We start from the raw sequence: 16,084 nt of genomic DNA on the forward strand, positions 1-16,084 counted from the left end.
GTCATCTCTCCTTTTTTAGGTATAAATTAATTGAAGATTCAGTCTATTTAATTTAATTGTATTTTTTGAGTGGTTGTAATGTATTCCAACCACCCTCATGTTATCCTAGGATTTTTGTTTTCTTATTTCAATAAACGGATAATGACTTCGTTTGTTAATTTTGGAACAATTTCTGTCGAGAACTTAAGCTCCATTCGTTCATATTTTTTATGTGCATCATATCCGTATGGTCCAATATTAATAGCAGGTACATTAATATCCCGTATATCCTGATAATTGACAAAATGTTTCGTACCCCAGCCAGGATTGTTATTACAAACTGCTTGTATCCCTTCCTCATCATCACTTAGTGCGACACAGCTCATATCACAGACGTAAGGAAAAAAGTTTCTTGTTACGATTGGATGAGAATAGTTCGGCTGAACATGCTCAACCGCTTGCTGCAATGCATCTAGAAGATGCTTTTCTTTTTCATTTTTCCCCGTAACCTCAACTCGCGGAGAATAAAGCGAAGAATAGAAAATAATAATGGCTGGGCTTTTATCTGCCATCCAGTTCCATTCTTCTTCAACAACACGTGCGGCAAACATACGAGTGTCCAAACTTTTATCTAGCAAAAGTTTTTCCTTAAAGGCTTTCATATGTTGAATAAATCGATCGCCATGTTCTTTTTCTAGTAATAGTTTCATGTCTTCGTATATAATTACTCTTTTTTTCCATGGCAATTCATTATACGTCTCACCACTTCGTTCACAAAACTTTTGATAGTTGTCACTTAGCGTTTGAAGTGCCCTGTCAAATGCGGTTTCCGCCTGTTCCTTTAGCTTTACTAAGACTTCTTTCGGAGACCATGACTGAATAAAGAAATTGTAATAGACATATGCAGAAAGAGCCGTTTGTATCGTGTAAGTCGGTTTTAAATCGGTTTGCTTTAACGATACGGGCGGTGCCGGAAATTCTCCTAATGAATCATCAACTAAATCAGGATTATAACTAATTTGCCTTGTCAGTTCGGCAGCAATATAGTTCGGATCAAGCCCTTCAAAGGAAGAACCCGCATGTGTTTCTGATCCAGTGATGAAAAAAGAAGGGAGAAGTTTTCCGATTGTACCTTTGTAAATATACCGATTTTCATCTCCTTCATAACGAGGAGCGACGAAATCAGAGTTAATAAGCGCAACATAATCAAAATGATGTTCTTCACGCAAATTCTTCAAATCTCGTAATCCTGATAAAACACCGTGCGAGCTATCTTCCTCGTCGCACTCAGCAAGTAATATAAGGTTCCCAGCGAGTTCTTCTGGATGTTCAGAGTAGTATTTTAGTAAATAAAGATGACTTGCTACACCACTTTTCATGTCAACAGACCCACGACCAAAATGCCACTCACCGGATTCCAATTGCTTTCTTACCAACTCCGGCAGTGGTTCATCGTGTAATGCTTTCATTAGTTCCTCTGGGTAACAAGCCTTATCTTGTAAATGATTGTAGTCATCCGTACCAACTGTATCCGTATGTCCCATTAGGATGACCGTTTTATTGTTATTCTTTTTCGTTCCTTTTACAAAAGCCAAAACGTTATAGCGTTCAATTTCATCATTTACTGTTCGGGACAGCATAAGATAGGAGGGGTTATTTTGAAAATAAGGGAAAGAAGCTATTTTATTATATAAAAAATTTGAAATCGTAATTTCCCCTGTAGTGTTGACTATACTTTCTACTGCTACTAATTCATTTGTAAACTTTAATACTTCTTCACGACATGAAAGCATCGAAATCATTGTCCAGCACTCCTTTTCTATATTTCTCATTTTTTTATTTTCCTCTACACCATTAAATACAAAACCTAAGTGATTTAGTATATTTTGGATCATCGAAGATTGATTCATCGACAAGGTGGACTATTTTACATGAGGATCCAACCCCAATTTTTAATAAAAATAGAATTAAAACCAGAAACAAGAAAGCCCTTTCATTTTTGAAGAACTATCAAACTATTATGCTAGTTCTCCCCCATCAATGGGAAAATGCTGACCAGTGATATATGCAGCCTCTTTAGATGCTAAAAATGCATACAAATTTGCTACCTCTTCAGGAAGTGCATGCCGTTTTAATGGTATTTTTTCATCTACTTTTTTCAGCATTTCTGGTGTATACTCAGCTTTTTGCATAGGTGTAAGTACATATCCGGGACAAATGGTATTTACTCGAATCATTGGAGCAAGCTCAAGTGCCATTGTCCGAGCCAACAGATTAACCCCGGCCTTAGAAGCATTGTAATCAGCATAATAAGGGTGTCCTACCAATCCATTAGTTGAAGCCGTCATTAGAATGACTCCCTCTCCTTGGGATAACATGCGTTTCGCAGCCTCTTGAGAAGTATAAAAAATTCCATCAAGATTAATCCCAAGTACTTTTCTCCATTGCTCCGGAGTGATGTCAATAAAATTAGCTCTTACACTTACCCCAGCGTTAGCAATTAAAATATCTACTCCATTAGTCAGAGAATCAATCTCTTCAAAAGCATGTTTAACTTCATTTGGGTTACTCACATCCACAATCACTCCATGTGCAATAAGTGGATATTCCTTAAGGGTACTATGAAGTTGATCTACATTATTATCTAATATGGTGACTGTAGATCCTTCTTTTGCAAATCGAATGGCAGTAGCTAATCCTATCCCGCTTGCTCCTCCTGTTATAACAACTCGTTTATTACGCAGACTGTCTGAATATTTTTCGCTACCCAATTTATTACCTCCTTATTAAATTAATTTGGATAAAAACCTCACTTTTTCTTCTGAAAATGAAATAGGATAAGGAGGCAATCAAACCCGAGCTTGATTGCCTACCAAAACTTTTAAATTAATTCTGGTAACATTGATTTCTTTTGATAAGATCTCCAAGTAATACACCATTCTTTGGGATTATCAAGGAAATCTTGCTTATCCAATTTATGAATTGTGCTGTTATAAGGGGTATTGTGAACAATCTCAGGATTCTCATAGGCTTCCTTCGAAATTTGTTCAAGTGCGGCAATATATTCATCTAAATCCGCCTTTGAATAGGATTCAGTCGGCTTAAGTGTAAATGGTTGCGGCACAATGTATGGGTGATGACTCGTCCAAACCTGATCCAAATTAAGAATTTATTTTTTCTGTCTTATTTGCTTTTTTCAAATATGACCGCCATGTAATGCACCACTTTTCCGGATTTTCGAAATAATCTTGGTCATCCACACGATGAATCGTGCTATTATGTGGAGCATTTTTCACCTTCTCTGGATTTGTGTAAGCTTCGTGTGAGATATGTGTTAATGACGCGATGTACTCATCTAAATCAGCTTTTGAAAGTGATTCAGTCGGTTCCAACGTAAAAGGCTCAGGTACAACAAATGGATGATGACTTGACCAATAATGATGGGCGAAATCAGCCATACGGCGGGAAATATCATCTGTTGTTACACCTGTATCCTTCGTTAACTGCTCCCAGCTATAACGAACTTGCTCAAGTCTTTTTCCTTTGATGTATGGTGCATCAGCGCCTTGAATATTTAGTATTTTATGGTATAAATAATTGTTATTTAACACAGCAATTTTCGCTACATCCTTAAGACCTTCGGCACCAAGGGCTCTAATCCAGGCATAGGCACGAAGCACGGTTTGGGGAACCCCTTGAAACGACCGGACTTTCCCAATGCTATGTTTCAAGTTATCATTCAAACGATAGTTCTCACCTTGTTTTTCAACTAACGGCCCTGGCATAAATTCCTTTAATTTGTCCACGACACCCAATGCTCCAGTTGCCGGTCCGCCACTTGCATGGGGCGTTGAAAATGTCTTATGAAGGTTAAAGAAGCACATGTCAAAGCCTGCCTCTTTAGCTCTTGTGATGCCTAATAAACCGTTCGCATTCGCTTGGTCATAATAGCAAATCCCCCCAGCATCATGGACGATTTTTGTAAACTCTTTTATTCTTGGGTTATAGATTCCTGTATCTTCAGGATTCGCCACGACAAAGCCGGCAGTTCTTTCGGAAACAGCGGCTTTTAGCTTCTCAATATCTGGGAAACCATCTTGATCTGGATATAAAGTAATAATTTTATATCCCTTTACGGCAGCAGTTGCCGCTTGTGATGGATGAGAAAAAATCGTCGTGATGATTTCATTCCGCTGCTCCCCCTCACCATTTGCTTCATGATAAGCCCGTACAATAGACGCCATCGTAAATAGTGATTGTGTCCCGCTTCCTGGTTGAAAGGTAAAGTAGTCCATACCTGAAATTTCTCGCATGCATAAATCTAATTTGTACATAACTTCAAGCATTCCTTGAACAGTACTTTCATCTTGCAATGGATGCAGCTCAGACATTTTCGGTGATGAGGCAAACATTTCATTAATTTTAGGAGAGTATTTCATCGTACATGTCCCTTGCCCAATTTCTACGTTAAAGGCGGCTCCTAATGTTTCTTGCGATAGTCGTAAATAATGGCGCAACACTCTATTTTGAGAGATTTCAGGTAAATTTGGTGTCTTTTTTCTAACCATTTCCATTGGAATGGCCGAAACTCCATCCCCTACATTGTTTGTAATTTCTTCTTCTACAGGCGGGAGAGTGACTCCTCGTTCGCCGCTTTTATGGAGTTCAAAAATAATAGGCTCATCCCATTTTGCCTGGTGATAATTTCTGACTTTATGATCCCGATTAATTTTTTGCATGTACACCATTCCTTTCCTCATTATTTCCAATTGAATCCACACATTCTTGAATGGTACCTACTAAACGATCGATATCTTCTTTTGAATGAATTTCTGTTATACAAAATAATGAACACTGCCCTAATTCTGGGAACTCTTCCGATAAGTCTTTGCCGCCAAAAATGCCATGGTCTAATAGATATTGATTAATTTCCTTGACAGATTTCCCTGTATGGGAAAAGTCCACTACGAACTCTTTAAAATTCGTGGATTCAAATCGGGATGCCACAACGTTCGGAATGTTTCCTAACTGTCCCATTACGTATTGTGATTTTTGCATGATTGACTTACCAAGTTCATACATGCCATTTGGACCTAGCAAGGAAAGATATACCCCTGCAGTAATCCCCCATAATGCGGTTTGGGTTCCTACCGATTCTTTCCCTTTTTCTCTTAATGCAAAAGATGTTCGATCATAGAATACATCTCCAAACCCATACTCTCCCTCAACCACTGTAGGGGCAATCCCAAAAAGCCGAGAAGGATATTCTTGAATAAAGGTTACATCATCGTGTGTGGCGATAAAGCCGGACTGACCTCCGCCATAATTCATATGCATTCCAAGCGGCTGTAAGTCTCCACATACAATATCAGCCCCGTAATGGCTAGGAGGCTCAAGGACACCTAAGGAACTCGGATCAACACCGACGATCGTAATCGCTTCAAAACTTTTTGCTAGTTTACTAATCTTTTGACCTTTTGTTTCAATAAAACCCAAATAGGAAGGGTTTTCAAAATAGACGGCAGCTGTATTTAATGACAACTTGTCTTCAAGATCGTTCAAATTTATTTGGCCTGAATCCTCTTCAAAGTCAACGAGAATGCATTCAATCTGCGGCGAGCAATAATTTTTGATTATTTTCAAACGATCAGGTGCAATTGTTTTCGGTAAAAGTACCTCTTTTCGTCCCGTAATCCGACTTGCCATCCGTATTGAGGTTGCTGCAGCCTGTGCCCAATCAAATGTCGGTACATTGACAACATCCATATCTACTAATTCTGCCATCAAACTTTGATACTCAAATAATGCCTGATATCTTCCATGATCTTCATACGGGTCTCCAGCATAAGCCGTTAAAAATTCTGCCCGCTGATTCACTTCATCGCATACAGCCGGAACATAATGGTTCCAACAACCAGCCCCTAAAAAGTTTAAATATTCTTCCGTATTAATGTTTTTGTTTAAAATTCCTTCTATATATCTTCTAAGCTCATATTCTGATAATGCCTTTGGAATATTCATATCCTTCTTATAATGCAATTCTTCCGGTATACCATCGAATAACTCATCAATCGTTTTTGCACCAATCTCCCTTAACATTTCCTCCTGAACTTCCGGAACTGTATTCGGAATATATGGATGCGCAGTTTTCTTTTGTTTATTCATCACTTTTCTCCTCCAAACTCGTTTTAGGCTAAACCTCCGCCATCTACTGTTAATACTGTACCTGTGACCCACGACGCCATATCACTTGCCAGAAATAACACTCCTTTTGCAATATCTTGAGGCGTTCCAATCCTTTCAAGCGGCCGTCCTACTGCTGACGATGCAAGAAACGATTCTTCGTCAAATTGCAATTGCTTGGCTTCATCTCTTAATAACGGTGTATCTGTGTCACCAGGACAGATGCAATTGACACGTATATTCTGTTTTCCATGATCGATTGCCATTGCTTTCGTTAAATTGACTACACCCGCTTTCGCCGCACAATAAGAAGCTGCTACATCTCCACCTTTCAGCCCCCAGCCGGAACCCGTATTAACAACACTTCCTCCACCGTTTTTAGCCATTAGTGGGATGATATATTTTGATAATAAAAAGGCTCCTTTTAATGAAACATTGAGCACTAAATCCCAATCCTCTTCCGTGTGGTCAACAACTGTTTTTCTTCGAATAACCCCGGCATTATTAAATAAAACATCGATTCTTCCAAATTCCTTTTCTATTTTAAGTGCTGTTATTTCACATTCAATCGATGAAGTGACATCACATTTAAAAAATCCTGCTTTCCAGCCCTTGTCATTCATCTCGTTCGCAAGATGAATTCCCCGCTCTTCATTAATGTCTATCAATGCTACATAGGCACCTGCTTCCGCAAACAATTCGGCCGTTGCCAAACCGATCCCAGAAGCGGCACCTGTAATCGCAACCACTTTATTTTTTATTCCTACTAATTCTTCATAATTCAAGGTAAACACCAACCTTTCTTTGCTTTGTTTTTGCAAAAATACTTCTGTTTTCTTTCAATTAATTACTTGCAAATATTGTACCAATATTAAGATTTATCTAAAAATGAAGGAAATATAACTTTTATAAAACCATTGGTCGATTTCTCTGTTTAGAAATTGTGTCAAAAATGACATATAGATTGCCAATTATGTCACCACTTTCAATTAATTTAATTGACTATTCGGAATTATAAAAATAAAATTAAAGTAACACGTTCGAAAATAATAACGTTCAAATAGGTGGAGGGATTATGTTTGCTGCTCCTCAATTCGATTTCAAAAGTGATCCAAGCTTTTTCAAGGCTCCTTCACGTTGATATTGCTTGTTTTAATCCCGATGGAAAACTAATTGCAGCAACTGAGGAATATGTACGACGTAAAGGAAGGAAAGTCTATGTTCCATTTTTTAATACATTGTATGGACATCACATTACCTTTCTACATCAACCTGGAAAGATGAAGACTTGTGAGGGCTGCCATTTTATTAATAACTGCCCTTCTAAAGCTGAGCTCGTTCAAGATATGATTATTAATGGAAAAAAATATGGCTATTTATCCTTTGTCAGCTTCTCTCAGGAAAACGAGAAAATACTCATAGAAAACAAAGAATATTATGTTGAATGGCTCTCCCGTTTAAAAGAAATCATTATTTCAATTTTACGAGAAATTGACGAATTCAAGGGTAGTGAGCATAGTGCTCAAATAGACACAAACTATATTTTTGGGAATAGCCAGTCCTTTATACAAATCAATAACCTAATAAAGAGCATTAGAAATAGTACCTCCTCTATTTTAATAACTGGTGAAACCGGAACCGGAAAAAGTTTGTTAGCTCAGTATATCCATCAACACAGTCCTGTAAGCAAGGGTGCCTTTGTCGAATTAAACTGTGCGACCATTCCAGAGAATCTATTTGAAAGTGAATTATTTGGATATGAAGAGGGTGCTTTTACGAATGCAAGAAGGAAGGGAAAACAAGGATATTTCGAACTAGCGGATAAGGGAACATTATTTTTAGATGAAATTGCTGATTTACCAATTAGTTTACAGCCAAAATTATTAAAGGTATTACAGGATGGAATCATCCAGCGTCTTGGAGGAACTACTTCAAAGAAAGTAAGTATCCGTCTTATAACGGCAACGAATCAGTCCTTAGATGAATTAATGAAGGAAAACTTATTTCGTTCCGATCTATTTTATCGATTGAATGTCATACCCATTACGATTCCACCATTAAGAAAAAGGATGGGCGACTTAGAACTATTAGTAGTGCACTTTATGGAAAAATTACAGGAACGAACGGGAAAGTATATCCATTCCTGTACTGAAGAGTACATGAGTATTTTATCTTCCTACCATTGGCCGGGAAATTTACGTGAGCTTGAAAATGTGATTGAATACAGTATGAATATAGAAACAGAAACCGTTTTAACAAAAAACTCGCTTCCCCCATACCTTTTAAATAAACGAATTAGTAATCAAATAACAGAGCAAGAGCAAGCACCGGCACTGGTTGAAGCTGAAAGAGAAGTCATTCTCCGAAAGCTGCAGTACTACGGTAATAGTCATAATGGAAAACAAATGGCAGCAAAGGACCTAGGTATTAGCATTCGTACATTATATAGAAAAATTGACAAACTTCAGATTCGGACTTAAGTCTTCTTAATAAGTAAAAAAGCGAAGAGCGTGCTCCTCGCTTTTTATCGTTAAATAACCCTATTTAGCATTTTTCGCGGCCAAGTTTAACCGCTGTTGTGTGTTCACTATTAATTGGTGAAATCCGGAATTTCAGAGTGAAATCTTCAAATTTACATCGGTATTTTTCTAGTTGGTTTTGTCCGCAGGAATTACTGCCGAGTCCATTTTGCTTGTAATCAAGATTTAAGACAACGTAGTCCCTCGGTTTCAAATCAACGGTATGTTTTGCTAGTTCAAGATCGCTAATTTCATAGTTGGAAGCACTAAAATCAAATGTCTGATTGGCGATAAAAATGAGGCCATTCGTTTCATTGTCGGTAAAGCTAACCCAATCACAATCAGAACGGTTGCCGTTTTCTTGCGGTTTCACATAATTGGTAAATAACTCATCAACTGTTTTTCTATATACACCTAAATGATTCGCTTCTTTCGAGTCAACATAACTTTCACCAGGTCCTCTGCCGCGCCACTCCGTTTGAGCAAAATCTTTGTTTAATTGCAGATGCAGACCAAGACGTGGAACCATTACAGGCGCGTTTTCTTTCATGCCTGATGCTACTCCATCAATCTTACAAACAATGTCACCGTCCGGATAGATGCTGTAATGATATTGAAGTTGATAATACCAAGAACTGTTTGTTGATCCGTACATTGCATCTGTATGCCATTCAAACACTCCGTCTTTTAATTCATAGTGTACATCTTCAACAATTTCATGACCTAAATGCATGAAATATTGTGTCCGGTAATCATTGAGTAAGTACATATCATTATCAATCGGCGCACGCCAGAAATTGAACTGCGGTCCCTTCTCAATCTGAACTTTTCCGTTACGGGTTACTTGTTTTAGAGCCCCTTTGACACAATCGAAGGTTACGGTGAAATCAGTGCCGGAAACCGTTAGAAAGGCGCCTTCTTTTGTTACTTGGAGATCACCATCAGCATGTACTTTTGGCAGCTTTTCCTTACCAGGGAGTACAAAGGAAGCATTTGCTAGTTCATGGCCTTTAGATGCCCATGGTGTATCTTGTTTTAGTGTATAGGAAAATACGAAATAATAATTGGCGCCGCTTATTTTTTCCTCATCTTTTCCTACAGGCAGTTGAAGCTCTGCTGTTTCACGTCCAACTAGCTTTGGAATATCAACAGTAAAGGATTCTAGCAATTTATCATCCTCATAACGTGAGCAAGTCAATTCTAAATGGTCCAGTGAGAGGAAATCATAGCGATTAATAAGTCGGAAAAGTCCCTTTTCAAGATCAATACGTTCTGTTTGAACTGGCTCAATGACTTTCTTGTATTCAAATAAACTTGGTGACGGCGTACCATCAGGCATGATTAATCCATCGATACAGAAGTTTCCATTTGTCGGATCGTCGCCAAAATCGCCGCCGTAACGATAGTAAACAGTACCATCTCCCGAAAGTGTTTCGATACCGTGATCAAACCATTCCCAAATAAATCCGCCTTGAAGTTTATCATGCTTGTAAAATAAGTCCTGATATTCTTTCAGATTACCAGGCCCATTTCCCATCGCATGGGCATACTCACAGAGAATATGTGGTTTTTTTGTTCTTTCAATTACCTTCTCCATTGTCAGTCGGTCATCTTGACGCTCTAGCCATGTATACATCGTGCTATATACGTCGGTTACTTCGGCTTCTCGATCTCCTTCATAATGAACAAGACGTGTTGGATCCATCTCCTTCGCCCGTTTGGCCATAGCTCGGAAGTTATGACCAAAGGCCGATTCATTACCAAGCGACCACATGATAATACAAGGATGGTTTTTGTCGCGCTCGATCATCCGTTCAAGCCGGGAAACATAAGCGGTTTCCCAGGCAGGATCATCGCTGATCCAATCATATTTTCCTGTTAGCTCAAAGCCGTGACATTCTAAATCCGTTTCATCAATCACATACATTCCGTATTGATCACAAAGATCATAGAGGGAATGAGAGTTTGGATAATGGGCAGTACGAATGGCGTTGATGTTATTTTGCTTCATTGTCTTAATGTCGCGCTCAATTTCCGCTTTCGTCACCACTCGTCCCGTCTTCGGGTTGTAGTCATGACGGTTTACACCCTTGAATTTGATTGCGACACCATTTACAAGGAATGTTTCTCCAGCTAGAACGATAGAGCGGAAGCCTACATGCTGGTGAATAACTTCAATTATCCTATCATTCTCTTTAACTGTCATATATAGATGATATAAATTAGGTTCTTCTGCACTCCATTTCAATGGCGCTGACACATGTTTGCCGAAAGACTCGTCTGCCTTTTTTTCCTCAATAAAAACTTGCTTTCCGTCTGGGTCGATTAATTCATAAGCAATCGTTTGGCCACGTTGTTCCGTGAGCTTAACCGAAACTGATAAGATTGCATCCTGCCATTCACTATCAAACTCCGTGCTTACAGTATAGTCATTAAGACCTGCTGTTGGTTTTGTATATAGTTCGACATCACGGAAGATCCCACTTAGCCACCACATATCCTGATCTTCTAAATAGGTGCCATCTGACCACTGGAACACGCGGACAGTCAGGGTGTTTGTACCTTGACGGCATAGGCCGGTAATATCGAATTCAGCTTGAATCCGCGCACCTTTACTATAGCCGGCAAACTCGCCGTTTACAAACAGTTCGTAGGCCGAATCAACCCCATTAAAACGAAGGATTAGTTGTTCTCTATCAAGATTTCGATCTAATTCAAATTCACGACGGTAAATGCCTGTCGGATTATCTGTTGGCACATGAGGCGGTATAATTGGAAAGTTATACCACAGATCAGAATAATGCATCTTCCCATAGCCCTGTAGCTGCCAGTTGCCAGGAACGGCAATATCGTCCCAATCCTTTGTATTCAACTCATCTTGATAAAAGCCATCCGGCCAATATTCAGGTGCTTCAAGGAAGGTAAATTTCCATGTTCCGTTAAGGTTTTGATAATAGTGAGTATTGCTCGCTTCTTGCGTTTCTGCAGTTGTCCGGGAAGGAAAGCTGTTAAAGTGAGCACGGGCGCTCATGCGGTTTAAACCGTCTGTATGAATATCTTCCCATCTTTTTAATTTTTTCATCATTATTTCCCCTTTACATTTGTTGTTGGAGTTTTTTTTCATAACGGCGATAACAAATCGCCGCAAATCCTAAAAAGATAACGATACCAAGAACATTATAGAGCAAGACAAATATTGGGTTGGCTCCATCCCCGGCCACTTTTCCGGTTTCAATATATTCCATAATCACACTTGGTTCCGGGAATGTAGAAACCAGGAATGAAAGGAAAAAGATAGCAAGGATAAGGAATCCAACGAAAATCCCCAATGTTCGTCCGCCCATTTTAAAGCTACGTTCCAAACTGTCTTTTTTCATACGCATATTGATATATGCAATTAACAAAAAGAGTACTGGAATGATAGCAGTTGAAGCTGTCATGTTAATCAATGTTTGTAAAAACGTATTCATTGATCCGATACCTATTGCAGGAATAAGAAGCAACACGGTTACAATTGCAGCTTGTAAGTAAAGCGCATTGACAGGGTTTCCTTCATGATTGGTTTTGGCAACCCATTTACCAAAGATGCCTTCAGGAATTTCTGAGAATAAAATTTTCACTGGTGCCGCTGTCCAAATAACAAGCGATCCAAGACTTGCAATCATCATGGTTAGTCCGACAACATTTGTAATCTTGTTGCCAATGCCGTAATGAGAACCAATGATTTTAAAAGCATCAAATAAACCATTCGAATAGTTGTTTGCTAGTACTTTTGATGGAACGACTAAACCAACAGCTACACAGCCTAAGCTATAAATTAGCCCAATTGCAATAGTGGAAAATAACATCGTTTTGATGAAAGATTTATTCCCGCCTTTCACGTCTTTCACATAGACACCAACGCTTTCTGCCCCACCTACTGCCTGGAAGATCCATGCCATTGTCATGAAAAAAGTCCAGTTAAATTTTGGTGTAATGGAAGAAGCACTAAATGTTTGTGCTGGTTCTTTTCCAAAGATTAGAACAACGCCAAATGCTAAAACAATAAATCCTAAACCAAGTATCAAACGTGCAATACCTGAAATGTTTGTTACTTTTGAAATCCAGCCGACTCCACGAGTGGAAACATAGGTTGACAACCAGAAGAGAACAATAGAAACAAGTGAAATAATAATCGTACCCTTATTACCTTCAAAAACATTTCGACCTAAAAAAGTGTAGGAAGCATAAATGATGATTTGTGGTAATAGCGCTGTAAAATAAAATAAGTTTACAAAGAAATAGGACCATGAACCAAGGAATGCCCATTTGTCTCCAAGAGAAGTTCGGATCCAGCTATAAACCCCAGATTCTGAGTTTTGATTCGCTGAAGCAAACTCCCCTATCATCAGGGCGAATGGGAAGAAGTAAAATACTGTTGCAACGATATACGCTGGTATTGACGCTAACCCGATACTGATGCTGTTGTTGATAATACTGTTAAAAGCAAAAACGGCAGTAAACGTCATTAACAACAAAGCGGTAGAACTTATTTTTTTTCTTGACTGCTCCAATTTTGTCATCTCCTTCAAATTGTGGACAATCGGTGAAATGTTGCAGAGTAATGGCAAACCATAAACACACCAAAGATTTACACCCAAGTTTAATTGATATAAAATCGTTGTTATATAATGTGTTTACGGTTTCATTTTACGGATATGATGTAAGGGTTTCCATATACTTGTGTTGCAACAATATGTCATTATGTTGAAAAACGGAGTGATCGTATGTTTGATTCAATTGGTATTTTCCAAACTGATGAAAAGACTGGTGAAGAGCTATTTATTTATGAATGTGGGTACGAGGATGTTAAACCGAGGGATCCATACCAATATGAACAGTTAGATTATTATTTACTCCATTATGTGACCAGTGGAGAAGGATTATTTTTTATAAATGGTGATGTACACAAGCTTGGTGCCGGAGATATGTTTTTAATCCCTCCACATACGGATAATAATTATTATCCCCTTATAGGAAATCCTTGGAGCTACCGATGGTTGGGATTTAAAGGAACAAAATGTAGTTCTCTTTTAAAACAATGTGGCTTTAGTAATGATAAATTTACGATCTCTTACAATAAAGATGAAACTGTAGAGAAACTATTTGAAGAAATTTATAACAGTTGTGATAGAGGAAAATTATATGCCGCTCTTGGGAATCTTTATATTTTATTTAATATTTTGATGGTTGAGCATGAAAATGAGCTGCGCTATTCATTTAATGAGGCAGAAAAATATGTCAAATGGGCATTGGATATTATTCATGGACGTTATAATCTGCATAGCTTATCGGTTGCATCTGTTGCGGATGAAATCAATGTTGATCGTACCTATTTATTTAAGTTGTTTAAATTATATGTGAAGTATAGTCCTCAAGCTTATATCATTCACTATCGGCTTAATAAGGCATGTGATTTGCTTCGAAAAAGCAGTTTTTCCGTAAGTGAAATAAGCGAGTTAACTGGTTTCAACACCGCTTCTCACTTTTCCAAGCTATTTACAAAACATAAAGGCATGTCCCCAATTACTTATCGGATGCAATTCATCAAAAACATTGATAATTAGAATGCTGCAAGATTAAAGGCCTTGCAGCATTCTACACATTGTAGCCTATTGGAGACATTTTGGGCTTGTAATCTTTGATTTTTGTCTTTAATATTGTCTTTTATTTTGTTTTAGCAATGTGATTAGCCAGGATTAAAAAGGTACTGGATGTCCAGGTAAATGCCGGGTCGCGTAGGCCTTGGCCGGTTAGCGCATTATAGTTTTCTGCCATTCCTGATTTAGATGCCATCGAACAGAATTTCCTTGCGATTTCAAGAGCTAATTCTTCTTGTCCAGACGAAATGAGACCGTCGACAAGCAGCATGGTGGTTGGTGCCCAAATCGGCCCCCGCCAATAGCCATCCTCCCGGTAGTACGGACTGTCCGGGAGCTCCGTTGCCAGGCCATATTCTGTTAAAAATCCCTTTTGCGTAATACCCTCAACCAATTTCTCTAAAATTTCTACTGGCAGCCTTTTTCCGAGAATCAGAGGAACATATAAAACTAAACTATCTGATTCAATAACTTCATGGGTGCCGGAACGTTTTGCTACAAATTGCTGTCCATTCCAAAAATGGTCGATCATTCTCGTTAACAATGCTTGAGATTCCCGTAGCCATTTATCGGCTTCATCTACCTTACCAAGCTTGAGAGCGATTTCCGACAATACTTCCATTTGCAGCACTAAGAACGAGGATAGGTCAGGACTTTCAATTGGCGTTCCTTTGTGAAAAATCGTGCTATTATCCCAGCCGCTGTCATTTCCGTGATTGTATTGCGGAATCCCGTCATTGTCACTGTCTTGGAATGTCAGCCACCACTTCGTCCATTTTATCAACAGCTGATAAACCTCTTGCAACTTATCCGCGTTAATAAATTCGTTTTGCTCCCACATACGTCTTAGTGTCCAGCCATGGATTGGCGGTTTCGTGAAGTTCCACAATGCAAACCTGTTATTGATGAAGTCTGGCAGCATTCCCGACTCATCCTGGGCATCAAAAAAGATCATAAACTGATCCCAAGCCAGTTTTGGGGAATTTTTTGCTAACGCCAGGGCATTGAAGCAGTGATCCCAGCTCCAAATGTTTGTCATCCAATTTTTCGACATATACATGGCTGGCCTTGTTAGTTTTCCTTCAGGAGAAACAACACAGGACCAAGTAATATAAGAAGCTAGTTCTTTCCCTCTGATAAACTCATTAGGAGTTTCAAGCGTATTCTCCTGCCACAACTTGTATTCTTTTTTAACAATTTCATGGCCTTCTGAAAAAGTAGCATAGGAACGAGGCTGGTAAACGGTCGTAAATTCTTCTAGCACACATTCCATTTCCGCCGATTGCGGCTCTGGCAGAAAATCAGCAATGATTTTCTCACAACGCTGTTCTTTGAAAGGGGCATCCATTTCAATCCGCCCTTTTACAGCCGTAACCATATAGCGCATTTCCTGAAGCGAATGATTGACTTCCCACCGATTCTCTTTCACAAAGACAGCGTAATCATATGCACCGGTAACACCCGTCAACCTTACCCCTACTCCATGACTTCTTATTTGTAAAACACGAGCCTCCGTAATGCAAAATTCTGCAAAACCTTCAGGAGCTTCAAGCCGGAGAATGCTCGGACTTAACACCGAATTATAAGATAAGTATTTTCCCTCGCTAATAAGATCAATCTGAAACACTGCCCCAAAATCGTTATCACCGTTCCGGATATTGCGAATATAAAGTGTCCCTTCGCTGCCCTCATGATGATTTGGTGAAATCGTTATAAAAGAACCGTAACGGCTGAAGGGAATTTTTTTAATATCAAACATATGAT

General features: G+C 38.8%; 10 protein-coding genes and 1 pseudogene. 2 read left to right on the forward strand and 9 right to left on the reverse strand.

Annotated features, from left to right (window positions below; all coding sequences use genetic code 11):
* Nucleotides 1-122 precede the first annotated feature (122 nt).
* From V7150_RS01885 to V7150_RS01910, 6 genes and pseudogenes are all read right to left on the reverse strand, one after another.
* Entirely contained in the window at nt 123-1,772 is a 1,650-nt protein-coding gene (locus V7150_RS01885) for a M20/M25/M40 family metallo-hydrolase (protein WP_335513219.1), read from the reverse strand.
* A 225-nt stretch (nt 1,773-1,997) separates the two neighbouring features.
* A complete protein-coding gene (locus tag V7150_RS01890) occupies nt 1,998-2,750 on the reverse strand; it encodes an SDR family NAD(P)-dependent oxidoreductase (protein ID WP_335513078.1) in 753 nt (250 codons plus the stop codon).
* Between the two features lie 110 nt (nt 2,751-2,860).
* Nucleotides 2,861-3,127, reverse strand: a pseudogene (locus V7150_RS01895) (aminomethyl-transferring glycine dehydrogenase subunit GcvPB); the annotation flags it as partial.
* Between the two features lie 13 nt (nt 3,128-3,140).
* A complete protein-coding gene (gcvPB, locus tag V7150_RS01900; protein ID WP_335513080.1) occupies nt 3,141-4,718 on the reverse strand; it encodes an aminomethyl-transferring glycine dehydrogenase subunit GcvPB in 1,578 nt (525 codons plus the stop codon).
* Nucleotides 4,705-6,144 (reverse strand): aminomethyl-transferring glycine dehydrogenase subunit GcvPA, encoded by a 1,440-nt coding sequence (gene gcvPA, locus V7150_RS01905; protein WP_335513082.1) that lies wholly within the window; start codon nt 6,142-6,144, stop codon nt 4,705-4,707. Before gcvPA ends, gcvPB begins: the two co-directional genes overlap by 14 nt.
* A gap of 23 nt (nt 6,145-6,167) precedes the next feature.
* A complete protein-coding gene (locus tag V7150_RS01910; protein ID WP_335513084.1) occupies nt 6,168-6,983 on the reverse strand; it encodes an SDR family NAD(P)-dependent oxidoreductase in 816 nt (271 codons plus the stop codon).
* 258 nt (nt 6,984-7,241) lie between these two features.
* Here V7150_RS01910 and V7150_RS01915 point away from each other — a divergent pair, with 258 nt between their 5' ends.
* A complete protein-coding gene (locus V7150_RS01915; protein ID WP_335513087.1) occupies nt 7,242-8,642 on the forward strand; it encodes a sigma-54 interaction domain-containing protein in 1,401 nt (466 codons plus the stop codon).
* Nucleotides 8,643-8,706: 64 nt separating this feature from the next.
* On the opposite strand, the gene ebgA is transcribed toward V7150_RS01915, so the two are convergent.
* Complete coding sequence (ebgA, locus tag V7150_RS01920; protein WP_335513089.1) at nt 8,707-11,763, reverse strand: beta-galactosidase subunit alpha; 3,057 nt, start codon at nt 11,761-11,763, stop codon at nt 8,707-8,709.
* Between the two features lie 13 nt (nt 11,764-11,776).
* Entirely contained in the window at nt 11,777-13,234 is a 1,458-nt protein-coding gene (locus V7150_RS01925; protein WP_335513091.1) for an amino acid permease, read from the reverse strand.
* Nucleotides 13,235-13,447: 213 nt separating this feature from the next.
* On the opposite strand from V7150_RS01925, the gene V7150_RS01930 reads away from it, so the two are divergent.
* Nucleotides 13,448-14,287: an AraC family transcriptional regulator gene (locus tag V7150_RS01930; protein ID WP_335513093.1), complete on the forward strand. Its 840-nt coding sequence runs from the start codon at nt 13,448-13,450 to the stop codon at nt 14,285-14,287.
* A 100-nt stretch (nt 14,288-14,387) separates the two neighbouring features.
* On the opposite strand, the gene V7150_RS01935 is transcribed toward V7150_RS01930, so the two are convergent.
* A complete protein-coding gene (locus V7150_RS01935; protein WP_335513095.1) occupies nt 14,388-16,079 on the reverse strand; it encodes an amylo-alpha-1,6-glucosidase in 1,692 nt (563 codons plus the stop codon).
* Nucleotides 16,080-16,084: the final 5 nt, after the last annotated feature.

It is taken from the genome of Neobacillus drentensis, assembly GCF_036965245.1.
GTDB lineage: Bacteria > Bacillota > Bacilli > Bacillales > Cytobacillaceae > Neobacillus > Neobacillus drentensis_G.

Coding starts and splice junctions, on each gene's coding strand:
- V7150_RS01885 (WP_335513219.1), bottom strand. CDS start 1,772: ATGCTTTCATGTCGTGAAGAAGTATTAAAGTTTACAAATGAATTAGTA.
- gcvPB (WP_335513080.1), bottom strand. CDS start 4,718: ATGCAAAAAATTAATCGGGATCATAAAGTCAGAAATTATCACCAGGCA.
- gcvPA (WP_335513082.1), bottom strand. CDS start 6,144: ATGAATAAACAAAAGAAAACTGCGCATCCATATATTCCGAATACAGTT.
- ebgA (WP_335513089.1), bottom strand. CDS start 11,763: ATGAAAAAATTAAAAAGATGGGAAGATATTCATACAGACGGTTTAAAC.
- V7150_RS01930 (WP_335513093.1), top strand. CDS start 13,448: ATGTTTGATTCAATTGGTATTTTCCAAACTGATGAAAAGACTGGTGAA.
- V7150_RS01935 (WP_335513095.1), bottom strand. CDS start 16,079: ATGTTTGATATTAAAAAAATTCCCTTCAGCCGTTACGGTTCTTTTATA.